General features: G+C 66.2%; 29 protein-coding genes and 1 tRNA gene. 14 read left to right on the forward strand and 16 right to left on the reverse strand.

From position 1 onward, the window contains the following. The first annotated feature begins 48 nt into the window (after window positions 1-48). Both obgE and proB read left to right on the forward strand, forming a co-directional pair. Window positions 49-1,083 (forward strand): GTPase ObgE, encoded by a 1,035-nt coding sequence (gene obgE / locus GR303_RS11345; protein ID WP_161723338.1) that lies wholly within the window; start codon window positions 49-51, stop codon window positions 1,081-1,083. Beyond that, complete coding sequence (proB, locus tag GR303_RS11350; RefSeq protein ID WP_161723339.1) at window positions 1,080-2,195, forward strand: glutamate 5-kinase; 1,116 nt, start codon at window positions 1,080-1,082, stop codon at window positions 2,193-2,195. The genes obgE and proB overlap by 4 nt, the downstream gene beginning before the upstream one ends. On the opposite strand, the gene GR303_RS11355 is transcribed toward proB, so the two are convergent. Then, the gene (locus tag GR303_RS11355) at window positions 2,165-2,962 is read right to left on the reverse strand and encodes a DUF72 domain-containing protein (RefSeq protein WP_246205610.1); all 798 of its coding nucleotides are present in this window, start codon (window positions 2,960-2,962) and stop codon (window positions 2,165-2,167) included. The genes proB and GR303_RS11355 overlap by 31 nt on opposite strands. A 160-nt stretch (window positions 2,963-3,122) precedes the next feature. On the opposite strand from GR303_RS11355, the gene GR303_RS11360 reads away from it, so the two are divergent. The 7 genes from GR303_RS11360 to GR303_RS11390 all read left to right on the forward strand — a co-directional run bounded on the left by GR303_RS11360 (window position 3,123) and on the right by GR303_RS11390 (window position 9,544). Next, the gene (locus GR303_RS11360; RefSeq protein WP_246205619.1) at window positions 3,123-4,364 is read left to right on the forward strand and encodes a glutamate-5-semialdehyde dehydrogenase; all 1,242 of its coding nucleotides are present in this window, start codon (window positions 3,123-3,125) and stop codon (window positions 4,362-4,364) included. Window positions 4,365-4,390: 26 nt separating this feature from the next. Continuing rightward, window positions 4,391-5,017: a nicotinate-nucleotide adenylyltransferase gene (locus GR303_RS11365; RefSeq protein WP_161723342.1), complete on the forward strand. Its 627-nt coding sequence runs from the start codon at window positions 4,391-4,393 to the stop codon at window positions 5,015-5,017. 98 nt (window positions 5,018-5,115) lie between these two features. Then, window positions 5,116-5,496 (forward strand): ribosome silencing factor, encoded by a 381-nt coding sequence (gene rsfS / locus GR303_RS11370; protein WP_161723343.1) that lies wholly within the window; start codon window positions 5,116-5,118, stop codon window positions 5,494-5,496. 16 nt (window positions 5,497-5,512) lie between these two features. Further along, window positions 5,513-6,007, forward strand: coding sequence for a 23S rRNA (pseudouridine(1915)-N(3))-methyltransferase RlmH (rlmH, locus tag GR303_RS11375; protein ID WP_161723344.1), 495 nt, complete (start codon window positions 5,513-5,515; stop codon window positions 6,005-6,007). A 57-nt stretch (window positions 6,008-6,064) separates the two neighbouring features. Further along, window positions 6,065-7,357 carry a murein hydrolase activator EnvC family protein gene (locus GR303_RS11380; protein ID WP_425487111.1) on the forward strand — a complete coding sequence of 431 codons (1,293 nt, stop codon included), beginning with the start codon at window positions 6,065-6,067 and terminating at the stop codon, window positions 7,355-7,357. Then, window positions 7,357-8,673, forward strand: a complete 1,317-nt coding sequence (locus GR303_RS11385; protein ID WP_161723346.1) for a S41 family peptidase — start codon at window positions 7,357-7,359, stop codon at window positions 8,671-8,673. The genes GR303_RS11380 and GR303_RS11385 overlap by 1 nt, the downstream gene beginning before the upstream one ends. A gap of 322 nt (window positions 8,674-8,995) precedes the next feature. Next, on the forward strand, window positions 8,996-9,544 hold the full coding sequence (locus tag GR303_RS11390; protein WP_161723347.1) for an RNA pyrophosphohydrolase: 549 nt from the start codon (window positions 8,996-8,998) through the stop codon (window positions 9,542-9,544). A 271-nt stretch (window positions 9,545-9,815) separates the two neighbouring features. Here GR303_RS11390 and GR303_RS11395 read toward each other — a convergent pair whose 3' ends face one another. Next, window positions 9,816-10,193, reverse strand: coding sequence for a hypothetical protein (locus GR303_RS11395; RefSeq protein ID WP_161723348.1), 378 nt, complete (start codon window positions 10,191-10,193; stop codon window positions 9,816-9,818). A 4-nt stretch (window positions 10,194-10,197) separates the two neighbouring features. Here GR303_RS11395 and GR303_RS11400 point away from each other — a divergent pair, with 4 nt between their 5' ends. Next, window positions 10,198-10,455, forward strand: a complete 258-nt coding sequence (locus tag GR303_RS11400; protein WP_161723349.1) for a DUF1236 domain-containing protein — start codon at window positions 10,198-10,200, stop codon at window positions 10,453-10,455. A gap of 109 nt (window positions 10,456-10,564) precedes the next feature. Here GR303_RS11400 and GR303_RS11405 read toward each other — a convergent pair whose 3' ends face one another. Continuing rightward, window positions 10,565-10,759: a hypothetical protein gene (locus GR303_RS11405; protein WP_161723350.1), complete on the reverse strand. Its 195-nt coding sequence runs from the start codon at window positions 10,757-10,759 to the stop codon at window positions 10,565-10,567. A 249-nt stretch (window positions 10,760-11,008) separates the two neighbouring features. Continuing rightward, window positions 11,009-11,093, reverse strand: a tRNA-Leu gene (locus GR303_RS11410). A 155-nt stretch (window positions 11,094-11,248) separates the two neighbouring features. Here GR303_RS11410 and GR303_RS11415 point away from each other — a divergent pair. The 3 genes from GR303_RS11415 to GR303_RS11425 are packed head-to-tail and all read left to right on the forward strand — an operon-like array spanning window position 11,249 to window position 13,484. Then, on the forward strand, window positions 11,249-11,830 hold the full coding sequence (locus GR303_RS11415) for a YqaA family protein (protein WP_161723351.1): 582 nt from the start codon (window positions 11,249-11,251) through the stop codon (window positions 11,828-11,830). A 12-nt stretch (window positions 11,831-11,842) separates the two neighbouring features. Beyond that, window positions 11,843-12,343, forward strand: a complete 501-nt coding sequence (locus GR303_RS11420) for a disulfide bond formation protein B (RefSeq protein WP_161723352.1) — start codon at window positions 11,843-11,845, stop codon at window positions 12,341-12,343. Window positions 12,344-12,401: 58 nt separating this feature from the next. Then, the gene (locus tag GR303_RS11425) at window positions 12,402-13,484 is read left to right on the forward strand and encodes a D-TA family PLP-dependent enzyme (RefSeq protein ID WP_161723353.1); all 1,083 of its coding nucleotides are present in this window, start codon (window positions 12,402-12,404) and stop codon (window positions 13,482-13,484) included. A gap of 35 nt (window positions 13,485-13,519) precedes the next feature. On the opposite strand, the gene GR303_RS11430 is transcribed toward GR303_RS11425, so the two are convergent. The 11 genes from GR303_RS11430 to lptM form a co-directional block, all read right to left on the reverse strand. Next, window positions 13,520-14,089 carry an HNH endonuclease gene (locus GR303_RS11430; RefSeq protein ID WP_343038451.1) on the reverse strand — a complete coding sequence of 190 codons (570 nt, stop codon included), beginning with the start codon at window positions 14,087-14,089 and terminating at the stop codon, window positions 13,520-13,522. 149 nt (window positions 14,090-14,238) lie between these two features. Continuing rightward, window positions 14,239-15,120 carry a 3-hydroxybutyryl-CoA dehydrogenase gene (locus GR303_RS11435; RefSeq protein ID WP_161723354.1) on the reverse strand — a complete coding sequence of 294 codons (882 nt, stop codon included), beginning with the start codon at window positions 15,118-15,120 and terminating at the stop codon, window positions 14,239-14,241. Between the two features lie 76 nt (window positions 15,121-15,196). Continuing rightward, a complete protein-coding gene (locus tag GR303_RS11440; protein WP_161723355.1) occupies window positions 15,197-16,138 on the reverse strand; it encodes an electron transfer flavoprotein subunit alpha/FixB family protein in 942 nt (313 codons plus the stop codon). Between the two features lie 15 nt (window positions 16,139-16,153). Next, window positions 16,154-16,903, reverse strand: coding sequence for an electron transfer flavoprotein subunit beta/FixA family protein (locus tag GR303_RS11445; protein WP_161723356.1), 750 nt, complete (start codon window positions 16,901-16,903; stop codon window positions 16,154-16,156). Window positions 16,904-17,005: 102 nt separating this feature from the next. Further along, a complete protein-coding gene (locus tag GR303_RS11450; protein ID WP_161723357.1) occupies window positions 17,006-17,713 on the reverse strand; it encodes a rhomboid family intramembrane serine protease in 708 nt (235 codons plus the stop codon). Window positions 17,714-17,723: 10 nt separating this feature from the next. Continuing rightward, window positions 17,724-18,299 (reverse strand): cob(I)yrinic acid a,c-diamide adenosyltransferase, encoded by a 576-nt coding sequence (locus tag GR303_RS11455; RefSeq protein WP_161723358.1) that lies wholly within the window; start codon window positions 18,297-18,299, stop codon window positions 17,724-17,726. Between the two features lie 128 nt (window positions 18,300-18,427). Next, a complete protein-coding gene (locus GR303_RS11460) occupies window positions 18,428-19,018 on the reverse strand; it encodes an acyloxyacyl hydrolase (RefSeq protein ID WP_161723359.1) in 591 nt (196 codons plus the stop codon). A 102-nt stretch (window positions 19,019-19,120) separates the two neighbouring features. Next, window positions 19,121-19,312, reverse strand: a complete 192-nt coding sequence (locus tag GR303_RS11465) for a twin transmembrane helix small protein (RefSeq protein WP_161723360.1) — start codon at window positions 19,310-19,312, stop codon at window positions 19,121-19,123. 77 nt (window positions 19,313-19,389) lie between these two features. Continuing rightward, entirely contained in the window at window positions 19,390-21,993 is a 2,604-nt protein-coding gene (locus GR303_RS11470) for a TIGR02302 family protein (RefSeq protein ID WP_161723361.1), read from the reverse strand. A gap of 550 nt (window positions 21,994-22,543) precedes the next feature. Continuing rightward, on the reverse strand, window positions 22,544-23,812 hold the full coding sequence (gene lysA / locus GR303_RS11475) for a diaminopimelate decarboxylase (RefSeq protein WP_161723362.1): 1,269 nt from the start codon (window positions 23,810-23,812) through the stop codon (window positions 22,544-22,546). Window positions 23,813-23,820: 8 nt separating this feature from the next. After that, window positions 23,821-24,069, reverse strand: coding sequence for an LPS translocon maturation chaperone LptM (lptM, locus tag GR303_RS11480; protein ID WP_246205611.1), 249 nt, complete (start codon window positions 24,067-24,069; stop codon window positions 23,821-23,823). A gap of 170 nt (window positions 24,070-24,239) precedes the next feature. On the opposite strand from lptM, the gene tlpA reads away from it, so the two are divergent. Further along, window positions 24,240-24,887 (forward strand): thiol:disulfide interchange protein TlpA, encoded by a 648-nt coding sequence (gene tlpA, locus GR303_RS11485; RefSeq protein ID WP_161723363.1) that lies wholly within the window; start codon window positions 24,240-24,242, stop codon window positions 24,885-24,887. Between the two features lie 13 nt (window positions 24,888-24,900). On the opposite strand, the gene GR303_RS11490 is transcribed toward tlpA, so the two are convergent. Further along, the gene (locus tag GR303_RS11490; protein WP_201752021.1) at window positions 24,901-25,638 is read right to left on the reverse strand and encodes an adenylate/guanylate cyclase domain-containing protein; all 738 of its coding nucleotides are present in this window, start codon (window positions 25,636-25,638) and stop codon (window positions 24,901-24,903) included. Window positions 25,639-25,759 lie beyond the last annotated feature (121 nt).

Here is a 25,759-nt window from a genome sequence, read left to right on the forward strand (position 1 = left end):
GGATCGGCTTTTGCGAAAAATGCTTCAGTCCCGTAAAGGATGCGGATTATGAAATTTCTCGACCAAGCCAAGATCTACATCCGCTCCGGCAATGGCGGCGCCGGTGCCGTGTCGTTCCGCCGTGAAAAGTTCATCGAGTTCGGCGGGCCGGATGGCGGCGACGGCGGCCGCGGCGGCGATGTGTGGGCGGAATGCGTGGAGGGGCTGAACACCCTCATCGACTATCGCTACCAGCAGCATTTCAAGGCCAAGACCGGCGGCCACGGCATGGGCAAGAACCGGGCCGGCGCCAAGGGGGCCGACGTGGTGCTGAAAGTGCCGGCCGGCACCGAGATCCTGGAGGAGGACGGGGAGACCGTCATCGCCGACATGACCCATGTGGGCCAGCGGGTGCTGCTGGCGAAGGGCGGGAATGGCGGCTTCGGCAATGCCTATTTCACCACCTCGACCAACCGCGCCCCGCGCCGGGCCAACCCCGGGCAGGAAGGTGTGGAGCGCACGCTCATCCTGCGCCTCAAGCTGATCGCCGATGCAGGCCTCGTGGGCCTGCCCAACGCGGGCAAGTCCACCTTCCTCGCCACGGTCACCTCGGCCAAGCCGAAGATCGCCGATTATCCCTTCACCACGCTCTATCCCGGGCTCGGGGTCGTCCGGGTCCATGGCCGCGAGTTCGTGCTGGCGGACATTCCCGGCCTGATCGAGGGCGCCTCCGAGGGTGTGGGCCTCGGCGATCGATTCCTGAGCCACGTGGAGCGCTGCCGGGTGCTGCTGCACCTGGTGGAGGGCACGAGCGAGGACGCGGGCGAAGCCTACCGGACCGTTCGCCATGAGATCGAGGCTTATGGCCATGGACTGACCGAGAAGCCGGAAATCGTGGCCCTGTCCAAGGCGGATGCGCTTGACGAGGACACCCTGAAAGAGCAGCTGAAGAGGCTGAAGAAGGCCTGCAAGCGCACCCCTCTCGTGGTCTCCTCCGCCTCGGGCCAGGGGGTGCAGGAGGTCCTGCAGGCGCTGCTGACGATCATTGACCAGACCAAGGCCGAGGAAGAGCCGGCCGAGCCTCAGGCGGAGTGGCATCCGTGACCCCTCGAATCGGCCAATTCCGCCGTGTTGTCCTAAAAGTGGGCTCCGCGCTCCTTGTCGACCGGGCGCGCGGAAGGCTGAATCACGCTTGGCTTGCGGCGCTTGCCGAGGACATCGCCGACCTTCATGCGAAGGGGGCGGATGTGCTCGTGGTCTCCTCCGGGGCCATCGCCATGGGGCGTACGGTGCTGGGGCTCCCATCCGGGCCCTTGCGCCTGGAAGAGAGCCAGGCGGCCGCCGCCGTCGGCCAGATTGCGCTCGCCCGCACCTGGTCGGAGGTGCTGGCCCATCATGGCATCACGGCGGGCCAGATCCTGGTGACGCTCTCGGACACGGAGGAGCGGCGTCGCTATCTCAATGCCCGCGCCACCACCCTGAAGCTTCTGGAGATGCGGGCGGTGCCCGTCGTCAACGAGAACGATACGGTTGCGACCTCCGAGATCCGCTATGGCGACAATGATCGCCTCGCGGCGCGCGTCGCTACCATGATCGGCGCCGATCTCCTGGTGCTGTTCTCCGACATCGACGGCCTCTACACGGCTCCGCCGGCCTCCGACCCCAATGCCGAGCACATCCCGGTGGTCGAGCGCATCACGCCCGCCATCGAGGCCATGGCGGGCGGGGCGGCCTCCGAACTGTCGCGCGGCGGCATGCGCACCAAGGTCGAGGCCGGCAAGATCGCCACCGCCGGCGGCACCCACATGGTCATTGCCGACGGGCGCACCAAGAACCCGCTGAAGCGCATTGCCGAGGGCGGGCGCTGCACCTGGTTCCTCACGCCCTCCAACCCCGCCACCGCGCGAAAGACCTGGATCGCCGGCGCGCTCGAGCCGCGCGGCACGCTCTATGTCGACGAGGGCGCCGCGCATGCCCTGCGGAGCGGGGCAAGCCTGCTGCCGGTGGGGGTGCGCCGGATCGAGGGCTCCTTCCATCGCGGCGATGCGGTGACGATCCGCAGCGAGAGCCGTGTGCTCGGCCGAGGCCTCGTGGCCTACGACGCGGAGGATGCGGCGCGGATCATCGGCAGGCCAAGCCGCGAGATCGAGGGCATTCTCGGCTATCCCGGCCGCACCGAGATGGTTCACCGGGACGACATGGCGCTCAGCGACTGATCCTCGTTCAGGAGCCGCAGCAGGGTCTGGGCGTCGCCGGGGGCGGCGCTTTTGATGTCGTTGTCGAAATAGACGTAGACGCTGCGCCCGCTCTCTCGCCATCCCGCGATGCGGCCGGACCAGCCCTGCAGCGTCTCCGCCGAGTAGCTCCCGGCATAGCGCCCGTTTGTGCCGTGGGCCCGTACATAGACGAAATCCGCCGTGGCCTCCCAGGGAGCCGGGGCATCGGCGTGGTCGGAGATGCAGAGCGCGGCGTTGTGATCGCGCAGGATGCGGAAGGCGGTCTCTTCGTACCAGCTCGGGTGGCGGAACTCGAAGGCGCAGCGCCGTTCTTGCGGGATCAGGGACAGGCATCGTGCCACCCGTTCCCGCGTCTCCGCATCGGCCTTGAAGGTGGGCGGAAGCTGGAACAGCACCGGGCCGAACTTGTCGCCAAGGCCATCCATGCGGCCGAAAACGAGGTCGATGCTCTCCTCGATCCCCTTCAGCCGCTTCATGTGGGTGATGAAGCGCGAGGCTTTCCAGGCGAAGAGGAAGCGTTGCGGAGCGGCCTCATGCCAGGCCCGCACCGCTTGCTCGGTGGGGAGCCGGTAGAAGGAGTTGTTGATCTCGGCCGTGTCGAAGCGATGGACGTAATAGGACAGGAAGTCCTTGATCTTTAAGCGCGGCGGATAGAAAGGTCCGTGCCACGACCTGTAGTGCCAGCCCGAGGTGCCGATGCGGATCTCGGGCCGCGCCGCCACAGAGCGGCTTGGCTTCGGAGCCATCTGCCGTGCTATGGGTTCGGGACGAGGCATTTCCCCTGAAGCGGTCAGGGGCTGGGACCGGGACATGGACGATATTCGCGCCTTGATTGCAGAAGTGCTTGCTGACCATCTCAACGCGCCAGGTGCGGCTTCGGTTGGACATCCGGATGTCCCGGCCCTCATGCAGGAACTCGGCCGTCGGGCCAGGTTGGCTGCCAGGAGCGTGGCGCTGGCCTCTTCGGAGACGAAGAACGCGGCTCTCCTCGCCATGGCGGCCTGCATCCGGGCGCAGGCCGGCGTGATCCTTGCCGCCAACGAGGAGGATCTGGCCGAGGCGCGGGTCAAGGGGCAGCCGGCCTCCTTCATCGACCGGCTCATGCTGAACCCTGAGCGGCTCGAGGCCATTGCGGCCGCCGTCGAGAGCATCGCCGCTCTGCCGGACCCGGTCGGGCGCGTGCTCGCCCGGTTCGAGCGGCCGAACGGCCTGCAGATCGAGCGGGTGGCGACTCCGCTCGGCGTGATCGGCGTGATCTTTGAGAGCCGGCCCAACGTGACGGCGGATGCGGGGGCGCTCTGCCTCAAGGCGGGCAATGCCGCCATCCTGCGCACGGGCTCCGAGAGTTTCCGCACGTCGTTTGCCCTTGCCAAGGCCATGGGGGAGGGTCTGGAGCAGGCAGGGCTGCCGGCCGATGCCATCCGCCTCGTGCCGACCCGGGATCGGGCGGCGGTGGGCGCCATGCTGTCGGGGCTCGAGGGCAACATCGACGTGATCGTTCCCCGCGGGGGCAAGAGCCTGGTGGCGCGGGTGCAGGAGGAGGCCCGGGTGCCGGTCTTCGCGCATCTGGAGGGCATCTGCCACGTCTTCGTGCATGGATCGGCCGATTTGGAGATGGCAAAGACAATCGTGCTCAACGCCAAGATGCGCCGCACGGGCGTCTGCGGCTCGGCCGAGACCCTGCTGGTGGACCGGGCCTGCGCCGCAACCCACCTCAGGCCGCTCGTAACGATGCTCCTCGAGGCCGGGTGCGCCGTTCGCGGCGACGAGGCCGTGCAGGCGGCCGATCCGCGCGTTGCCCCGGCAACGGAGGAGGATTGGCGCACGGAATACCTGGACGCCATCATCTCGGTGCGGGTCGTCGACGGCCTGGACGAGGCGATCCGGCATATCGAAGCCTACGGCTCCCACCACACCGACTCCATCGTCGCGGAGGATGCCGCGGCGGCCGAGCGCTTCCTGGCCGAGGTGGACTCGGCCATCGTCATCCACAACGCCTCGACCCAGTTCGCCGACGGCGGCGAGTTCGGCTTCGGGGCCGAGATCGGCATCGCCACCGGCCGCATGCATGCCCGCGGGCCGGTGGGCGTGGAGCAGCTGACCTCCTTCAAGTACCGCATCCGCGGCTCCGGCCAGACGCGTCCGTGAAGCCTGCCAGGTCTCGCTTCCGCCTCATGCCCTCTGGGCTCACCCGTCTGCCGCGGGCGGCTCCCGGCATGCGGATCGGCCTCTATGGCGGGTCCTTCAACCCGGCTCATGCCGGGCATCGCCACGTGAGCCGCATGGCCCTCCGGCGCCTCGGGCTCGACCGGGTCTGGTGGATCGTCACGCCGGGCAATCCCCTGAAGGATACGGGCGAGCTGGCCACGACCTCCGCCCGGGTGGCGGAGGCCAGGCTTGTGGCCCGCGACCCCCGCATCGACGTGACCTCCTTCGAGGAGGAGATCGAGGCCCGCTACACTGTCGACACTCTGGCCTACCTCAAGCGCCGCTACCCGGGCGTGCGCTTCGTCTGGATCATGGGGGCGGACAACCTGGCCGGTTTCCACCGCTGGCGCGGCTGGCGCCGGATCGCCCGGATGATGCCGATGGCGGTCATCGACCGGCCCGGCTGGACCCTGAAGGCCACCCGCTCCCGCAGCGCCACGGCCCTCTCCGCCGCCCGCATCGGGGAGGCGGACGCCTCGGCCCTGCCGGGGCTGGAGCCTCCGGCCTGGGTGTTCCTGCACGGGCCGCGATCCTATCTCTCATCCACTCAATTGCGCCGCTTGCGACGAACTTCTCCTCCTGGAGGACGTTGAAAAATGGGGCCTTCCCGCATTATCTTAAGGGTCGGCGCCCGCGAGCGCTGTTGAGAAAGGGTCTGAACCTGAACCGACTATCGTCTGTCGAAGCGGACATGAACCCGCTTCCTCCTCTCTCCGGAGCGAACGCTCCTGCAGCAGAGGACATCCGGGCCGTCGCCCTGGCCTCCCTCGAGGATATGAAGGCCGAAAACACGGTCGAGATCGACCTGGCCGGAAAGACCTCGCTTGCCGACACCATGATCGTGACCTCGGGCCGCTCCGACCGCCATGTCGGTGCGATCGCCGAGCGCGTCATCAAGGACCTCAAGGACAAGGGGTTCGGGAACGCGCGCGTCGAAGGCCTGCCGGCCTGCGATTGGGTGCTCATCGATGCCGGCGACGTGCTGATCCACGTTTTCCGCCCCGAGGTTCGTGGCTTCTACAACCTCGAGAAGATGTGGGGCGCCGACCGCCCGCAGGACCGCGCCAGCTAGGATCAAGGCTTCCATCGTGCGACTGAGCTTGCTGGCCGTGGGCCGTCTCAAGAGCGGCCCCGAACGGGAGCTGGTCGAGCGATACAGGCAGCGGGTCGAGGGCATAGGTCGGGCCTTGGGCCTGGCCGGCTTCGACATGGCCGAGATCCCCGAGAGCCGGGCGCGCCGGGAGGATGACCGGCGCGCGGAAGAGGCCGCCGCCCTTCTGGAGAAGGTGGGCTCCTCCGTGCTGATCGTTTTCGACGAGCGCGGAAAGAGCCTTTCCAGCGAGGCTTTCGCCGAGCGGATCAGGCACTGGCGGGACGAGGGCCGGCCTGGGATCGCCTGCGTGATCGGCGGGCCGGACGGCCTCGATCCGCGCCTGCGCCAGCGCGCCGACCTCGTCGTTTCCTTCGGAGCGCTCACCATGCCGCACCAGATCGTGCGTGCACTCGTGGCCGAGCAGATCTATAGGGCCCTGACAATCATCGCCGGCCACCCTTATCATCGTGCCGGCCACGATGATTCCTGACGGATGATCCGCTTCGATTCGCCTTTTTCCCGCAAGGCCCTGGGCCTTGCCGCCTGGATGTTTGCTGCCAGCCTGAGCCCCGCCTGGGCCCAGCAGCAACCCGCTGCGCCGCCCTCCGTTCCGGCTGAGACGGCGGAGGAGAAGGCGCGCCGGGAGCAGGACCTCAAGGTTCTAGAGGAAGCCTTGGCGGCGAATGCCGAGGCGCGCCGGCGCCTGGAGGCCGAGATCGAATCCGTCAAGGCAGACCGGGCCAAGCTCAACACGGCCCTCATCGACACGGCCGAGCGGATGCGCGGCACTGAGGACCGGATTCGCGGGCTGGAGCAGAGGCTTCAGACGCTGAACGCCAGCGAGGCGGCCATCCGCCGCTCCCTCCAGAGCCGCCGAGCCGTGATCATCGAGGTTTTCGCGGCCCTGCAGCGTATGGGTCGCCGTCCGCCGCCCGCCGTGCTGGTCCGGCCCGAGGACATGCTGGAGGCGGTGCGGGCGTCGATCATGCTGGGCGCAGTCCTGCCCGAGCTGCGGACCGAGGCCGAGATCCTCGCCACCGACCTGGCCGAACTCGTGCGCCTGAAGGAGGCGATCGCCACCGATCGGGCGACCCTGAACAAGGAGCTGACGGCCCTTACCCGGGAGCAGGAGCGCCTGGCCGCCCTCATGGAAGCCCGCCAGGGCCGCATCGCCGAGGTCGAGCGCAATGTGGGCGCCGAGCAGAAGAAGGCCGAGGAACTGGCCCGTCAGGCGGGAAGCCTGAAGGAGCTGATCGACCGCATGGAGGCGGAAATCGCGGGCGCAAGGCAGGCGGCCGACGCGGCTCGCAAGGCGGCGGAGGCGCAGGAACGCGAAACGCGGGAGAAGTTCGCTCAGCTGGCGTTCCGTGACCCGGCCCGGCTTGCGCCCAAGATCCCGTTCGCGGAAGCCCGCGGCCTGCTGCCGCGTCCTGTCAGCGGCGACGTGGCCTTGGAATTCGGAGCTCCTGACGGCTATGGCGGAACGACGCGTGGCATTTCGATCACAACACGGCCCAAGGCACCTGTGGTATCCCCTGCGGACGGGTGGGTGGCCTTCGCAGGCCCCTTCCGCTCCTACGGTCGACTCTTGATCATCAACGCCGGTGGAGGATACTATATTCTTCTGGCCGGTATGGACCAAATCAACGTCGATGTCGGGCAGTTCGTGCTCGCAGGCGAGCCCGTCGCAACCATGGGGGAGGCCCCTCTCATGAGTTTGATCGGCGCCGCCATAGAAAAGAACAATCCCGTCCTCTATGTTGAGTTCAGGAAAGACGGCGGTTCGATAGATCCAGGTCCCTGGTGGGCGAAATCGCAAAGCGAAAAGGTTCGCGGATAATGCGCAAACTATCCCTCTTGATTCTCGGTGCGGCCATCGGCGCAGGCAGCGCGACCATGGTGTCGCAGACCAGCCTTCTGTCGGGCATGAGCGCGATTGCCGCCTCGGCCGACACGTACCGGCAGCTGAGCCTTTTCGGAGACGTCTTCGAAAAGGTCCGCACGGACTACGTCGAAAAGCCCGAGGAATCGAAGCTGGTCGAGGCAGCCATCAACGGCATGCTGACCTCCCTCGATCCGCATTCGAGCTACATGGATCCCAAGAGCTTCCGCGACATGCAGGTGCAGACCCGCGGCGAGTTCGGCGGTCTCGGCATCGAGGTCACCATGGAGGAAGGTCTCGTCAAGGTGGTGACTCCCATCGACGAGACGCCTGCCTCCCGCGCCGGCATCATGGCAAACGACATCATCACCCACATCAACGACGAGCCGGTGCAGGGCCTCAACCTGAACCAGGCCGTCGACAAGATGCGCGGCCCGGTCAACTCCTCGGTCACCCTCAAGATCCAACGCAAGGAAGCCAAGGATCCGGTGGTGGTGAAGCTGACCCGCGAGACCATCAAGGTGCGTCCGGTACGGGCGCGCGTCGAGGGCGACATCGGCGTTCTGCGCGTGACTCAGTTCAACGAGCAGACCTATGAGGGCCTGCGCAGCGGCATCGAGAAGCTCACCCAAGACATCGGCGCCGACAAGCTGGCGGGCTTCGTCATCGATCTGCGCAACAACCCGGGTGGCCTGCTCGATCAGGCAATCATGGTCTCCGACGCCTTCCTCGACCGCGGCGAGATCGTCTCGACCCGCAGCCGGAATGCCGAGGACACCCAGCGCTTCAGCGCCAAGGCAGGCGATCTGACCAAGGGCAAGCCGCTGGTGGTGCTCGTCAACGGCGGCTCGGCCTCGGCCTCCGAGATCGTGGCCGGCGCCCTGCAGGACCACAAGCGCGCCACGGTTCTCGGCACCCGGTCCTTCGGCAAGGGCTCGGTGCAGACCATCATCCCGCTCGGCGGCAACGGGGCCGTACGCCTGACCACGGCGCGCTACTACACCCCGTCCGGACGCTCGATTCAGGCCAAGGGCATCGATCCGGATATCGAGGTGCTGCAGGACATCCCCGATGAACTCAAGGGCAAGGACGAGACCAAGGGCGAGGCCGGCCTGCGCGGCCACCTGAGCAATGGCGGCGACAAGGAAGAGCGCGGCGGCTCCTCCGCCTACATTCCGACGGATCCGGCCAAGGACAAGCAGCTGATTGCTGCCTACGATCTGCTGCGCGGCGTGCGCAAGGGCGCGGCCAACACGACCACGGCACCGAACTGAGGCCGCTCGCCCCTTCGTTCAGAAACAGTGATGCAAGAGAGCCCGGCAGGATTTCCACCTGCCGGGCTCTTCTCTTTCATCGGCTCTCACAGGCACGCAGGAAAGATCGTGCAACAGGGTAGAGCGGCGCTTTTCCAGCGCATGGTGCTGCCCCTCGGATCCTCGGAACGAGGCACCATTCGAAATGAGCATCGGATGAATCCCAAAAGTGGATTCCACTTTTCGCTCGGAGGCTCTAGCCTGCTTCGGAACCATGGATAAGCGTCGGCAGTATTGAAAAACGGGCTGCACCGGGTTCCGCGATCGAGGGAGTACGAGTCGGATGAGGAGCGCAAGAGGATCACAGGCCAGAAAGGATCTGCCCTACCGCTCCTGCGTCGGCGTGATGCTGATCAACAAGGAGGGCTTGGTCTTCATCGGGCGGCGGCGATCCGAAGCCGATGCGGTGTCGGACGGCTACGCCTGGCAAATGCCCCAGGGCGGCATCGATCCCGGCGAGGACCCCTACGCGGCCGCCCTGCGCGAACTCTATGAGGAAACGAGCGTCCGATCCGTACGCCTCCTGGCGGAAGCGCCCGAATGGTATTCCTACGACCTTCCCTCCATCGTTGCGGGACGCGCTTGGCGCGGGCGCTACCGCGGGCAGAACCAGAAATGGTTTGCCTTCCGCTTCGAGGGCGACGACAGCGAGATCAACATTCACCAGCCGGGCGGCGGCGGGCACAGGCCCGAGTTCGACGAGTGGCGCTGGGAGGAGATGCACCGGCTGCCCGATCTCATCATTCCATTCAAGCGCCCGGTCTACGAGAAGGTCGTGAGCGCCTTCGCGCCTCTTGCATCGCAGGGCGTGCACAGTTCCGCAGAGCCCTGATCGTCCGCGCGATGATTCCCGTCCTCGCCCGAGGGCTCGCAAACTCGCTCAGAAGGCTGCATTTCAAGCGCTTTCGTTCATGTTCATGAACCTCACATGTACAGCCCTCCCTTATGGGAATGGGAGCGGAACCCTCTCTTGCGAGCCCCCGTTGATAGGCATTGCGGGGGCTCCTTTGGCCCTCCAACACAGGGAGGTTTCATCCAATGCGTGTAACTTTACTGGCAGGTGTGGCGGCTGCGGCTCTGTCTCTCAGCGTGGCGGCTATGGCTCAGACGGGCAGCAGTTCCGGAGGCGGCGCAGGTAGCGCGGGCGGCGGCTCGTCCGGCGGCTCCTCGGGCGGTTCAACCATCATGACCCCTGGCGGCTCGTCCGGCTCCGGCTCGTCGATGGGCGCCTCCGGCGGCGCCTCGGGCTCTTCGAGCGGAACGCAAGGCTCGGCTTCCAGCGGCACCTCCGGCACGGGCAGCAGCAGCACCAACAGCACCGCGTCCGGTTCGGGCTCCTCCACGGGAACGCAGGGAACCGCGTCCGGCACGGCCTCCGGTGGAACGAGCGGCTCTTCCAGCACGACCGGTACCGCCTCCAGCACCACGGGCGGCGGCGCCAACACGACGGGCAGCACCTCGGCTGCCGGATCGACGAACATCAACGTGACGTCGGAGCAGCGGACGCAGATCACCGAGTCGTTCCGCAGCGTGAATGTGCAGCCGCTGACCAATGTGGAGTTCAGCGTCAGCGTCGGCTCGACCGTGCCGGCATCGGTCACCACCCTCTATGACTGCCCGGACAACGTCGAGCGCATCCTGACCGGCCTGCCCGAGTGCAAGTACATCGTCGTGCGCGATCAAGTGGTGATCCTAGAACCTCGCACCCGCCGGATCGTCACGGTGATCGAGCGCCGCGGCTGATCCGGTGCGCCCTTTCCTGCTGCAACAACGCTCCTGCGCCCGCGGTCACATCCGCGGGCGCGCTCGCATGTCGCGGTCTCCGCTCAGGCGAAATCGAGGTGATGGATGACTAGGCAGCGTAGGGAAACGGGGCCTTCTCGCTCTCGACCGCCTCATGGGGGCGGTGATGCGACAGCAGCCACAAGGCGGTGCGGGCGAGATCTCGGAACTCTTCCCTGAGATCCTCCGGGGCGCTCTCCCACGATTGGCCATTGTCTTCGGCGGAGAACAGGGCACGCGCAACGCATTCAATCTGAAAATCCATCACAAGCCCCTCCTCGTGGCCTGAAACATCAATGATCATGCCGAAAGATCCTGGAAGCGCCCCTTTGCTTTGCCCGTTCCGTCGCCGCACCTGGCGTTTTCGGCGTGGCCATTTGTTCCGGACCATGTGCCGTCCGCAACGGCAAAGGTGGGCTACCTCGAAGGCGCTAACCCTTCGAATGCTTTGCCGGGAGGTTGGGTGACGGCCTGCTCTGAGAGAATGTCTTGAAAGATCAGAAAAGCAGGCGGATGGTGCCCCTGGCCGGGATCGAACCAGCACTCCTTGCGGAACTCGATTTTGAGTCGAGCGCGTCTACCAATTCCGCCACAGGGGCAAGGACCTGCGACGTACCATGACCGGTAAAGCCCGGTCAATGCGCGAGGTGTGAAGCGACGCCGCAAGGCGAGCCTCTCGCCTTTCAAGGCGCCATGTGCTCAAAGGGGCGCGGGGCAGTGAGCCCCGGTTGGCACCCGAACCCGTCGGACCCTCATGCTCAGACGCCTCTACGACTGGACCCTCTCTCTCGCGGCCCGGCCCTCCGCCCCCTATGCGCTGGCCCTGGTCTCGTTCTCGGAGAGCTCCTTCTTTCCGGTTCCGCCGGACGTGATGCTCGTGCCCATGATGCTGGCGCGGCCCGACAAGGCCTGGTCCTATGCGCTCATCTGCACCATCGCCTCGGTGCTCGGCGGCGTCCTGGGCTATTTCATCGGCTTGGGACTCTACGATTCCATCGGGGCCTGGGTCTTCCAGCTTTACGGATTGACGGAGGGAGCGGAGACCTTCCGGCACGCCTATGCCGATTACGGCCATTGGGTGATCCTGCTCAAGGGCCTGACCCCGATTCCCTACAAGCTCGTCACCATCACCTCGGGCTTCGCGGGCTATCACCTCGGCTGGTTCATCGCCCTCTCGATCCTGACCCGCGGCGCCCGGTTCTTCCTCGTGGCCCTGCTGATGAGCCAGTTCGGGCCGCGCATCAAGGCGATCATCGACGAGAACTTCAATCTCGTCGCAACCGTGGGCATCGCGGCCCTCGTTGGCGGCTTCGTCGCCTTCAAGTTTCTGTTCTAGGAGAAGGGATCGATGCGTCTCGCTCTGACCATGCGCCAAGCCGCTCTGGCGGTCGCCCTGGGGGCTGCGGCGACCGTCGGCGGCGCGCTGATCTTCGAGCATGTGTTCGGCTATGTGCCGTGCAAGCTCTGCCTGACCCAACGTAACCCGTACTACATCGCCGTTCCGCTCGGCCTCGGGGCGGCTCTCCTGCCCCCGCGCTGGGCGAAGGCCGGCCTGTGGCTCTTAAGCCTGATCTTCCTCGTGAGCGCCGGGCTCGGCGCCTATCATTCCGGCGTGGAATGGGGTCTCTTCGCAGGCCCGAGCGATTGCGGCGGTGGTGCGGGCGCAGGCGCGGGCACTATGGGCGATTTCCTGAACCAGCTGCAGAACACCCGGGTGGTCAGCTGCACGGAAGCCGCCTGGCGCTTCCTTGGCCTGTCGCTCGCCGGCTGGAACGTGCTCATCTCGCTGGGGCTTGCCGCCTTCGCGGCCCTGGCCGCTGCCCGCAAGGGCCTTTATTTCGGCCGGTGAGCTTGCCCCCCTTGGCGCTGCCCCGTTAGCCTCCAGTGAAACGGGATCGGGGAGATTCATGAGCATCCAGGCTCTCAAGGAAGAGGTCGCGCGGCAATTCGGGACGCCGGCGGTGGTGATCGATCTCGACGTGGTCGAGCGCAACATCGCCCGGGTGCAGGCCCTGTGCCACGCGGCGGGCGTTGCGAACCGGCCCCACATCAAGACGCACAAGAGCCCGGTCATCGCCGCCATGCAGCGCGACGCGGGGGCTCGGGGCATCACCTGCCAGAAGCTCGGCGAGGCCGAGATCATGGCGGAAGCAGGTTTTGACGACATCCTCATCGCCTACAACATCCTGGGGGAGGAGAAGCTCGCCCGTCTCGGCAGGCTGCTGTCGCAGGCGAAGGTGACGGTGGCGGCGGACAACCCGGTCGTCGTGGCGGGCCTGCCGCAGGCCGCCGCCATCGCCGGGCGCGATCTCGACGTGGTCGTGGAATGCGATACGGGGCGCAAGCGGGCCGGGGTCGAGACCGTGGCCGAGGCCGTGGCGCTGGCAACGGCCATCGCATCCCGTCCGGGACTCAATTTTGCGGGCTTCATGCTCTATCCGCCCGAGGATGCGATGGCCGAGACTCAAGGTTTCCTCGATGCGGCGACGGCCGGTGTGCGGGAGTTTGGGCTCGAGCCGCGCATGGTCTCGACGGGCGGCACGCCGAACCTGCGCAACCTCGGCAAGATCAAGGGCGTCACCGAGCACCGGGCTGGAACCTCGGTGTTCAACGACCGCATGATGCTGGCAGCCGGCATCGCGGGGCTGGAGGATTGCGCGCTCACGGTCTATGCGACGGTGGTGAGCCGGGCGGGACCTGAACGGGGCATTCTCGATTCCGGCTCGAAGACCCTGACGAGCGATAACGGCGGCCTAGAGGGGCACGGCCTCATCCTGGAGCATCCGCAGGCCAAGATCGCCCGCTTTGCCGAGGAGCACGGGTTCCTCGACCTCTCGGCCTGCAACGATCGCCCGAACATCGGCGACGTGGTGCGCATCGTGCCGAACCATGTCTGCGTGGTGGTGAACATGGTGGACCGGCTGGTCACGGTGCGGGGGGACCGGATCGTGGGTGATTTGCCCGTTGCGGCCCGGGGCCGCTTGACGTGACGGCGCCTTGAGGAGCGACAGTTGGGGGAGGGGCCTTACGGCTCCAGTTCGCTGTCCCAGTACAGGTAGTCCATCCAGCTGTCGTGGAGGTAGTTCGGCGGGAACAGGCGCCCGTTGGAGTGGAGATCGTGGATTGTGGGGGCGAAGGGGCTCTGCCGGGGCCACATCTCCACCTCGCGGGGCAGCTTGTCCCCCTTCCTGAGGTTGCAGGGCGCGCAGGCGGCGACGACGTTTTCCCAGGTGGTCTGCCCGCCCTTGGAGCGGGGAATGACGTGATCGAAGGTGAGGTCCTCGCGGGCTCCGCAATACTGGCAGCTGAAACGGTCGCGGAGGAAGACGTTGAAGCGGGTGAAGGCCGGGTGCCGCGACGGCTTGACGTAGGTTTTTAAGGAAATAACCGAGGGGAGGCGGATTTCGAAGGTCGGACTTCGCACGACCTTGTCGTATTCGGAGACGATGTTCACCCGGTCGAGGAAGACCGCCTTGATCGCATCCTGCCAGCACCAGATGGACAAGGGATAGTAGCTCAAAGGCCGGTAATCGGCATTGAGGACGAGGGCCGGGCAGGCCTCCGGTCGCACAACAGGCTGGACGTGTATCGTCACCTCACCTCCCTCTTAGGCAGGAGAAAGAGTCGCTTCCCGTCCAATTAGACTATAGGCAGTGTGACGCTGTTGTGAAGATCGCAGGCAGGACGTTTGTGACGCACCCACAGGATGTGGATGCGTCTTTTGGATCTGACGTCGTGTGATGTTTAGCGGGTCGGAACCGGCTTCTCGCCGCGGTAATCGTAGAAGCCGCGCTTCGTCTTTCGGCCAAGCCAGCCTGCTTCCACGTATTTCACCAGAAGGGGGCAGGGGCGGTACTTGGAATCGGCGAGACCCTCGTGCAGCACCTGCATGATCGAGAGGCAGGTGTCGAGGCCGATGAAGTCGGCGAGCTGGAGAGGGCCCATGGGATGGTTGGCGCCGAGCCGCATGGCCGTGTCGATGGCCTCCACCGACCCCACGCCCTCGTAGAGGGTATAGATCGCCTCGTTGATCATCGGCAGCAGGATGCGGTTGACGATGAAGGCCGGGAAATCCTCGGCCACGGTCGAGGTCTTGCCAAGCTTGCCGATGAATTGCTTGGCCGATTCATAGGTCGAATCGTCCGTGGCAATGCCGCGGATCAGCTCGACGAGCTGCATCACCGGCACCGGGTTCATGAAGTGGATGCCGATGAACTTCTCCGGCCGGTCCGTGGCCGCCGCCAGGCGCGTGATCGAGATCGAGGAGGTGTTGGTGGCGATCATCGCGTCGGGGCGGAGTGACGGGCAGAGATTGGTGAAGATCTTGCGCTTCACCTCCTCGCTCTCGGTCGCCGCCTCGATGACGATGTCGCAGGTGGAGAGATCGTCATAGGATAGGGCAGGACGGATCCGCTCGAGCGCGCCCTGACGGTCGCCCTCGGCGATGGCTCCCTTGGAGACTTGGCGCGCCATGTTGCCGTTGATGGTGGCGAGGCCGGCATTGATCCGCTCCTCGGAGAGATCATTGAGCCGGACGTTGAACCCCGCGAGCGAGCAGACATGGGCGATGCCGCTGCCCATCTGCCCCGCGCCGATCACGCCCACCGTCTTGATCTCAATGCCCATCGATCCGCTGCCTGCATCCAACCGTCAAAGCGGCCGGGCGGAGGCTCCGCCCGGTCCGTCATTATTCCTGACCTTATTACCCGGCTTTGGTCAACTCCTCCTTCAGTTCCGGCAGGATCTGGAAGAGGTCTCCGACGAGGCCGTAATCGGCCACCTGGAAGATCGGGGCCTCCTCGTCCTTGTTGATGGCCACGATCACCTTGGAGTCCTTCATGCCCGCCAGGTGCTGAATGGCGCCGGAGATGCCGACCGCGATGTAGAGGTCGGGCGCCACCACCTTGCCGGTCTGGCCCACCTGCCAGTCGTTGGGGGCATAGCCCGCATCCACCGCCGCGCGCGAGGCGCCCATGGCGGCGCCCAGGGTGTCGGCGATCGGCTCGATGTACTTGGTGAAGTTCTCGGCCGAGCCTAGCGAACGCCCGCCCGAGATGATGATCCGGGCCGAAGTCAGCTCGGGCCGATCCGACTGGGCGATCTCCTCGCCCTTGAAGGTGGACACGCCGGGATCCTCGGCAGCATTGACGGTCTCGATGGCGGCCGACCCGCCTTCCCCCGCGGCCGGGAAGGCCGCCGTGCGAACGGTGATCACCTTCTTGGCATCGGTGGCCTGCACCGTCTGGATGGCGTTGCCGGCATAGATCGGCCGCTCGAAGGTGTCGGGCGACACCACCTTGGTGATGTCGGAAACCTGCATCACGTCGAGGAGTGCGGCCACGCGCGGCATGATGTTCTTGCCCTTGCTGGTGGCGGGCGCCACCAGGGCATCGTAGGAACTGGCGAGCGACACGATGAGCGCCGCGGTGGGCTCGGCGAGCTGATGCTCGTAGGGAGCGGCGTCCGCCAGCAGCACCTTCTCCACGCCCTCGAGCTTTGCGGCGGCTTCCGCGGCCGCGCGGGCGTTGGAGCCGGCGACCAGCACATGCACGGGGGCGCCGAGCGCCTTTGCGGCGGAGAGCGCCTTGTGGGTGGCATCCTTCAGGTGAGCGTTGTCGTGCTCGGCAATCAGCAGGGTGGTCATTGGTCTCTGGTCCTCTTAGAGCACGCCGGCTTCAACTTTGAGCTTCTGCACCAGTTCGGCCACGGAGCCGACCTTCACGCCCGCCTTGCGGCCGCCGGGCTCGGCGGTCTTGATCACCTTGAGGCGCGGGCTGACATCGACGCCGAGGGTTTCGGGCGAGGTCTCGTCGAGCGGCTTCTTCTTGGCCTTCATGATGTTCGGAAGCGATGCATAGCGCGGCTCGTTGAGGCGCAGGTCCGTGGTGACGATGGCGGGCAGCTTCAGGCCCACCGTCTGCAGGCCCCCATCGACCTCGCGCGTGACATCGATAGAGCCCTCGCCGACATTCACCTTGAAGGCGAAGGTGCCCTGCGGCCAGCCCAGCAGGGCGGCGAGCATCTGGCCGGTCTGGTTGGAATCGTCGTCGATGGCCTGCTTGCCCATGATGATCAGGTCGGGCTTCTCCTGCTCGACCACCTTGGCCAGGATCTTGGCGACGGCGAGCGGCTCGACGGTGGCGTCGGTCTTGACCAGGATGCCGCGGTCGGCGCCCATGGCGAGAGCGGTGCGGATCGTCTCGCCGGCTTGGCTCGGGCCGATGGAGACGGCAACGATCTCGGTGGCCTTGCCCTGCTCCTTCAGGCGCACCGCCTCCTCGACGGCGATCTCGTCGAAGGGGTTCATGGACATCTTGATGTTGGCGAGCTCGACTCCCGATCCATCGGGCTTCACCCGGATCTTGACGTTGTAGTCCACAACCCGCTTCACACAGACAAGAAGCTTCATTCGTCCGTCCTCACCAATGGCAGATCCCGGATATGGCCGAAACTCGGCTCTCCGGACATATAGGAAAAAGGCGGATGGACCCTAGCGGTCAGCATCCGATTGTCAACGCGGCGCTTGCAGTTCCTGCGCCTGGACGCGGGCAAGCACGGGATCGTAGCGGCGGCGCATGATGGGGATGAGAATAGCGCCCGCGACGAAGCCGCCAAGATGGGCGAACCAGCCCACGCCCTCGTCCCCGCCGAGGAAGGCGGAGGCGAACTGGAGCACGAACCAGAAGCCGATGGCCCAATAGGCGGGCAGGTGCAGCGGGATCCCTTTCAGGAAGAGCCCCCAGATCTTCACGCGCGGGTAAAGGATGAGATAGGCCGCCACCACGCCCGACACGCTGCCGGACGCGCCGATCAATGGGCGATGCGGCTCGGCGGTGATGAAGGCATGGGCGAGGCTGGCGGCCATGCCGCAGAGCAGGAAGAAGGCGATGAAGCGCCAATGCCCCATGGCGTCCTCCACGTTGTCGCCGAACACCCACAGGAACAGCATGTTGCCGATCAGGTGGAACAGGGAGCCGTGCAGGAAGATGTTGGTGGCCAGGGTCAGCGGCACAGGAACGAAGGGATAGCCTTCGGGCAGAACCTCGGTGCCGAAGAGCACGGACGGGATGAGGCCCAAGCCGCCCACCATCGCATCCGCGCCGGGAGGGCCGTAGAAGGTGAGAAGATAGGTGAGGATGCAGAGGCCGATCAGAAACCGCGTCGCGAGCGGCGTCTTCATGTGCTTGAGCGGGACGCCGTCGTGGAGCGGCAGGAACATGGGACCGCTCCTAACGGTTCTGGCCCGGCACCCATAGGACGTCGAGCGCACCCTTGTCGTTGACGTAACGGGATGCGACGAACAGGAAGTCGGAGAGGCGGTTCAGGTACTTCACGGCTTCCGGCGAGACCTTCTCGCCCGGCTTCTCCATGAGCTCGACCACGTGGCGCTCCGCCCGGCGGCAGACCGTGCGGGCGAGGTGAAGCGCCGCAGCCGCCGGCGTGCCGCCCGGGAGGACGAAGGAGCGGAGCACGCTCAATTCGCCGTTGAGGCGGTCGATCTCCTGCTCGAGGCGGTCCACCTGCGCTTGCGTGATCCTCAGGGGCTCATAGGGAAGCGGCTTGTCGGTCTCCACGGTGGCCAGATCGGCGCCGAGGTCGAAGAGGTCGTTCTGGATGCGTCCGAGCATCGCGTCGATCTCGTGGCCCGCGGTGTGCAGGCGAACCAGCCCGATGCAGGCATTGGTCTCGTCCACCGTGCCATAGGCCTCGATGCGCAGATCGTGCTTCGGGCGGCGCCCGCCTGCGGCAAGAGCCGTGGTGCCCGTGTCACCGGTGCGGGTGTAGATGCGGTTGAGAACGACCATGGGGCGCCCGAGGTTGGGATATGCTGCATCGGCCCAGCAGTGAGAGGCATTCTGGGCCTGACCCGATGCTCTATTCCTCCAGTGGCGCATCGTCCAGTGCGGAAAACCGGATACGTCCGCAGGATGCGCTAGAACGAATACCCGACCCGCGCGCCGATATTCGTCAGGCCCCGATTGCCGTCGGAGCAGGTGCCGCCGTTGGAGAGGTGCTCGACCGTTGCCAGCACGCTCCAGTTGGCCGAAAGGCGCACGCCTACCGAGCCCGACTCGCGAAACAGGGGCGAGCAGCCGAGAGCCTGGCGGTCGTCGTAAGGACGATCCCTGCCGTTATGAACGGCGCCCCCGAAGCTGCCTTCCACGAAGATGTGGGGCGTGACATCCACCGTCCAGGACAGGCCCGCATAGGCGAAGCTCGTGCCGCCGTCGAAGTTCAGGCTGCCGCCGATATGCGGCCGGGGGATGAAGTAGCTGGTGAAGAGATCGGAGACGGTGAAAGGCTTTGAGAATAGGATCTCGCCGGTGAGATTTGCGGAGCCGTCGCGTCCTTCTACGCCCCACGGGTCCTGGGCGGAGAAGCCGAAGCGGAACTCGGAAAGAAGGCTTGGTTGGGGAGATGCTTGAGGGGAAGGTGATTGCCGCTTGAAGTCGGAGCCGATGGCGCCTGACGATCCCATCAACAGGATCAGAAGACTCAGGCCGATGGCTGGACTGGGGCGCATTAAGAGATCCATAACCAAAAAAATAATGCCATCAGGCTACGCCGTCATGGCTAACGATCTCTTAATACAAACCGTGGCGAAAAAGTGTCAATACGGGATAGCCTACGCCGCTCTCCACCAGATGATGCCCATGATCACCACGATGGCGAGGAACTGAAGCAGGACGCGCAGGCGCATGAGGTGCTGCGACCGGTTGGGGCTCCCGCCGCGCAGCATGTTGATGAGCCCCAGAAGCAGCACGAAAGCAACGGCGACAACCGCAATCGGCACGAGCAGATCGGCAAAACTGGTCATTGGTGTTCCATGAAGGATGGTGTCCGGGCACGGCGGCCCGGACGTAGCGGCAAGGCAGGGCGCTCGTTAACCCTGGATCAGTTTCGGCGCAACAGCCGCTCGAAATAATCGAGTTCCTCCTGCGGACGGGTGGGGTCACCCAGCTTGCGCCGCAATTCCTCCAGGATCCGCTGCGCGCGCTGGGCCGGCGACTGGCCGGCGCTGGGCACATCGACGCGGCCGTCGGAGAAGTCGCGCGTCCGCATGGGGCGGCCGAGCGGATCGTTGTTCTGCTGGCCGGTCTGCTGATTGCCCTGAGGATTGCCCTGGCCCGGCTGGTCGCCGGCCTGCTCGTTCCCCTGACCGTCGCCCTGCTGCATCTGTTGCATCTGCTGCGCCATGCCCTGCATGCCGCGCCGCAGGTTCTCGAGCGCGCGGCCCTGGGCATCGACTGCCGGTCCATCCTGGCCATGGCCCAGGGCACCCTCGGCATCCCGCATGGCCTGCTCGGCATCGCTCAGGCCCTGCTCGCCCTGCATGCCCATGCCCTGCATCCGCCTCTGCAGTTCCTCGAGCCGTTCCCGCAGAGCCTGCTGCCGCTGCCGGAGACCCAGGGGATCCTGGTCCCGGCCGCCTTGGCCGCTCTCGGCCTGCTCCTGACCTTCGCCCTGCTGGCCCTGTTGACCGGGCTGGCGTTGCCCTTGCTGGCGCTGGCCCTGCCGCTGACCCTGCTGGCGCTGGCCGTTGCGGTCGCCCTGCTGCATGCGCTGGTTCTGGCCGTTGCGGAAGGTTTCGTCACGCAGGTTCTGCTGCTCGCGCGCCATGTCCTCCAAGTCCTGCATGGCCTGGTTCATCTCGCGCCCGAGCGGATCGGTCATGCGGTTGTTGGGCTGGGCCGTCTGAAGGTTCTCCAGGATGTTGCGCAACTGCTCCAGGAGGCGCTGGGCCTCGGCCACGTCGCCGCGGCGCATGGCCTCCTCCATCTGCTGCAGCATCCGGTTCAGGTCGTCCTGGGTGACCATCCGGTCCGGCATGCGCTGGTTCTGGTTCTGCGACTGCTGCTGGTTCTGCTGCATGCGCTGGGCGAACTCGCGCAGGAACTTGTCCATGGCCTGCCGCAGTTCCTCCGTGAGGCGCCGGATCTCCTCGTTAGGCGCTCCCCGGTCCATGGCCTCCCTGAGGCGCTCCTGGGCCGCACGCAACTCCCGCTCCGCATCGGAGAGCCCGCCATCCTCGATCTGCAGCGCCATGGTCCAAAGCCATTCGGCCACTTCGAGCAGGTCCTGATCGGTCCTGGCGACGCGCAGGCGCTCCGCGCCGGCGCGCAGGCCCATGAACACGCCCCATTGCGGGGTGTAGTCCTCCGGGGCGATCAGCAGGGCATCGAGGGCCACCTGCACGCGCTTGCGGTCGTCCGGGGCGAGCACCAGGTTGCGCCGCTGCTCGACCAGGGCTTTCGCGAGGGGATTGGTGAAGGGGCGCTGCGGCAGGGTGAAGCTGAGCGCCTCGCTCGTGGCCTCCTGGCCGGCCTCGTCCCTGGCCTTGAGCCGGATCGTCACCGGCGCGCCCGCCCAGGCATGGTTCGTCAGATCCACTGGGGACTTGGTGTCGGGGGCGTTCTCCTCGTGGCCCGGAAGCGCCAGGGTGAGCTGGGGCGCCGGCACGAGGGAGCGGCCCTTGCTGTTGTCGGCCTTCTCTACGATGCCGTCGAGCGCGACGATGCCATAATCGTCCTTGCCCTTGTAGGAGAGGGTAAAGGTGCCCCGGGCATTGACCTCGGGAGGTGTTGTGAAGGCGATCTCGGGCATACGGTCGGGGATCGCCTCGATGGTCAGGGTGGTGCTGTGGGCAAAGCCCGTGCTGATCGTGAGCTGGCTGGAGCCCTCGAGGGTATAGCGCTCCTCGCGCATGTCGGTGCGCTGGCCGGTCTTGGGTGGCAGGGGCGTCAGGCCCTTGCCGGGCTTGATCTCGGCGCTGCCCTCGCCGGCGATGCGGACGACCACCGTAGAGCGCATGGGCGCACGCAGGCTCTGGCCCCGGGCGAGATCTATCATGAGGGGGGGCATGCGCGTGTAGAGCGGCGGGTCGACCCAGCCGTCGATGCGGAAAGTGGGAGCGGCCGCCTCCGTCTGACGCCAGTCGAAGGCGGCGGTGAGGCGCGACCCGATCTCGGGCCCGGCCACGAAGGCGCTGGTCACGAGCGCGAGGACGCCCGCCGCCCGCAAGGCATAGCGGTCGCGCCGGGGCATGTCCGGGCGGGGCAGGCCCACGCGCATCCGGCCCACGGCCTCCTCCGCGCGCCGGCGGTGCAGGGCCCAGAGCGCCCGGGTGCCAGGATCGGAGGAGCCGAGGGCCAGGGTGTCGTCGAGCACGCGGGCGGGCCCCGTGGCGAGGCCTGTCTCCCGGTCGAGGCGGTCGAGGGCACGGGTCCGGCTCGGCAGCCGCAGGCGCAGGATGGGCCAGAGGGACAGGAGAAAGGCTGCGGTGAACAGCCCCAGGCCGACGGTGCGCCACAGAAGAGGCATGTCGAGCCACAGACCCAGCCATGACAGGGTGAGGAACAGGAGCACGATGGCAAGGGGCAGCCACAGCCGGGGCCAGGCCTCCTCCCACCACAGGGACCAGCGGGCATGGGCGACCAAGCGCCCGAACCGCTGGTTCAAGGTGTCGCGTCCAGGCGTCGGGTTCGGGCCTTCACTCATGCCAAACGTCTCCCGCTGCACGGAATGTGCAGAACCCCCGTAAGGAAGCTAGCACGGCCGGTTCGGATGACCAGCGGCCAAATCGGCACGCCCCTTCAAGAAGAGGTGAGTGTCTGCCGGGCTCTTGCGGCCGTGGGGAACGCCCAAGCTTGGCAGCCTTTTGTCGCCTTGTTCCCGCAGGCGATACAGCGGCGCATGCGCTCAGCAATGACATCAATATAACAATTGAGCCGTTGGTGCGGATCCATGGCGGCAATCATCTTTCAGAAAATCCAGCCAATCTGTTGAGCTTGCCGTCACGATCGTGAAAGAGCGATCCTGCTTCTCTCAAATAAGAGGATCGTTTCGGGAGCGCCCTTCGTGGAACGTCCGCAACCTGTTCTACGATGCGGACGGCTCGGGCCCGCAGGCAGTCTTGGAGATCGCACAGCTGAAGAGCGTTGCGAGCATGAGCTGCAAGGATCTGTTCGTGATCTGAGACGGAATCGCTCTCAAGCGGAAGCGCCGGCAGGTTGGCCGCCGGTGGTTTTTCTGTCGCGGAACTGCCGTCTCAGTCGAGCCAGCCGGGGATGCGGTCGAGGCCGATCAGGTCCTCGTAGCTGGGGCGTGGGCGCACCACGGCGTGGTCATCACCGCGCACCAGCACCTCGGGCACGAGAAGGCGCGTGTTGTAGGTGTTGGCCTGGACCGCGCCATAGGCGCCCGCCGTCATGATCGCGATGAGGTCCCCGGCCTTAACGGCAGGCATGTCCCGGGAGAGCGCGAGATAATCGCCGGTCTCGCAGACGGGGCCGACCACGTCGGCGACGATGCGCGGCGTGTCGGGCGAGGCTTCCACCACCGGCTTGATGTCGTGATGAGCCTCGTAGAGCGTCGGGCGGATGAGGTCGTTCATCGCCGCATCCACGATCACGAAGGGCTTGTCGGCTCCTTCCTTCACATAGATCACGCGGGCGACGAGCACGCCCGCATTGCCGGCGATCAAGCGGCCCATCTCGAAGACGAGCTTCAGGCCGAGATCCTGGGTATGGCGCTTGATGATCGCCGCATAGGCCTGCGGATCGGGAGGAGGCTCGTTGTTCTCGCGGTAGGGCACGCCCAGGCCGCCGCCGAGATCGATGTGATGCAGCCTGTGCCCGTCCGCCATGAGGTCGCGGGCGAGTTCGGCGAGCAGGGCTGCGGCGTTGTCGAAGGGCTGAAGATCCGTGATCTGGCTGCCGATATGCATGTCGACGCCGGTCACCTCGATGCCCTTGAGGGAGGCTGCCCGCGCATAGACCTCGCGGGCACGGGAGATCGGAATGCCGAACTTGTTCTCGGACTTGCCCGTCGAGATCTTGGCGTGGGTCTTGGCGTCCACATCCGGATTGATGCGGATGGAGATCGGCGCGCGCATGCCCTTGGAAAGGGCCACCTCCGAGAGCGCCTCCAGCTCGGGCTCGGATTCCACGTTGAAGCAGAGAATGCCGCTGTCGAGGGCGAAGGCCATCTCCTCGGGCGTCTTGCCGACGCCGGAGAACACGATGCGCTCCCCCGGAACGCCGGCGGCCAGCGCCCGGCGCAGCTCGCCCTGGGAAACGATATCCATGCCTGCGCCGAGTCGGCTCAGGGTTTTCAGCACCGCCTGGTTCGAGTTCGCCTTCATGGCGTAGCAGACGAGGGCGTCCGTGTCGGCGAAGGCCTCGGCGAAGACCCTGTAGTGCCGCTCGAGCGTCGCGCTCGAATAGCAGTAGAACGGCGTTCCGACCTCGCCCGCGAGCCGGCTGAGATCGACGCCCTCCGCATGGAGGACGCCGTCACGATACGCGAAATGATGCATGGAAGGGCCTAGAGCAGCGGGTCGAGGATGAAGGGCTTGTTCGGGATCGTATAGCCCTGGCGCGGCGTGGAGCGGGGCGTTCCGACAGGCGAGGGGAGGGCGGTGTCGCTTGTGGCGGCCTGCTGCTGGGCCTCGGCGGCCTGCGCCGCTGCATTCGGCGGCGGCTCGAGCGCACCGCGACGGCCGCAGGCCGAAAGACCCAGGGCGAGAAGGCCGGCCACGAAGACAAGACGGGAGAAAGACAGGCTGGACGACATCGAGAGGCTCCGAAACGTGGCCGCACCATAGCGGGAAGAGAATCGAGATGCGAGAGGCAAGGTATCAAACACGTCAGCCTCCGCCGCCACGGGATTGTGACCTGCCAAAACGTGGCCGTTCCCTCCGCCGGGGCTTGAGGCCGGAACCGAAAAGCGCCACATCACGGCCGATGTCGAACGCAGTGAAATCCAGAAGAACCTGGCTCGTAGGTCTTGCCGCCCTCGTTGCCGCCGGAGCCGGAGCGGCCTGGTTCGGTCTGACGCCCCGCGATCCGACGGCGGCTGGCGTTGCCGAATGCCGGGCCTCGAGGGCAACGGCCGAGCGTCTGAAGCCGCTGGCCAGGGGCGAGGTGGCTGCCGTCGGGGTCAGCAATGCCCCCAAGCCCCCTCCGGCCATCGCCTTCGCCGGGCCGGAAGGGCAGCCCCTCGGCCTTGCCGCTTTCAGGGGCAAGACCGTTCTGGTCAACCTGTGGGCCACCTGGTGCGTGCCCTGCCGGGAGGAGATGCCGGCCCTGGACAGGCTCCAGGCCGAGCTCGGCGGGCAAGATTTCGAGGTGGTCGCCATCAACGTGGACACCCGCAACCGCGAGAAGCCGCGGGCCTGGCTGCAGGAGAACGGCATCAGGAACCTGGCCTATTATGCCGACCCGGAGGGCAAGCTGCTGCAGGTGCTGCAGAAATCGGGCCACGTGGTCGGCCTGCCCACCACATTCGTGGTCGATCCGTCAGGCTGCGAGATTGCGTTGCTAAAGGGGCCGGCCGACTGGGCCTCGCCCGATGCCCTTGCCCTGGTGAAGGCGGCCTTGAACCGTTCTTGAAGGCGGACGCCCGTCAGGCCGCGTAGAGCTGCACCGGGGCCTCGTAGCCCTTCAAAGGGTATTCCTGCCCCTCGCCTCTGACCTGATCGCGCCCAGCCCGTTCGTAAACGGTTCGGGTCACCAGGATTTCGCCCGTTCTGGCCGCAGCTTGCGCACGGGCGGCCGTGTTCACCACGGGCCCGATCGCGGTCAGGTCGCGATGAGACCGACCGAACTCTCCGAAGCTGACCGTGCCCGAGTCGATGCCGATCCCGACCCCGAGTTCGCTTCCCTCAAGGCCCCCGTTCTCAGCCAGGAGGGTCCTGCGGCGGGCCTCGCAGCGGCGCTGGATCTCGCGCGCCGCCCGCACGGCCTGCTCGGCGTGGTTGGGCAGCTGGATCGGAAAACCGAAGATGGCCATGACGGAATCGCCGATCGTCTTGTTGAGAAGGCCGTCATACTCCCAGATGGCCCCCGCACATTCGTCATAGAAGGCATCGAGCAGGGACGAGACCGCATCGGGCGGAAGCGACTGGGACAAGGCCGTGTAGCCTCTGAGGTCCGCAAACAACACGGACACGTCGACGGGGATCTTGCGGGCCCTCATGATGCGCGTGAACATGAGTTCGCAGACCGTGCAGGTGTTCGGATTCATCCGGCTCGGGCGAATGCCGAAGACCCGAAAAGGCATCGAGGCCGGACCGCGCAGAGGCACGGGGATCTTCAATTGCTGCCAGCAGCCTTTGCAGATGAGGGATTGGGCGGGCGACATTCAAAGGTCCCCTTCCACGCGCCTGGACGTGCAGATCGGCAGAAAGCCGACCTGGACCATCCTGGACAGGCTACACCCGCAGCGTCGAAGGGCCAACAGAACAATCGAGGCATCGAGGCCC

The sequence above is a fragment of the Microvirga arsenatis genome (assembly GCF_009910705.1).
Classification (GTDB): Bacteria; Pseudomonadota; Alphaproteobacteria; order Rhizobiales; family Beijerinckiaceae; genus Microvirga; species Microvirga arsenatis.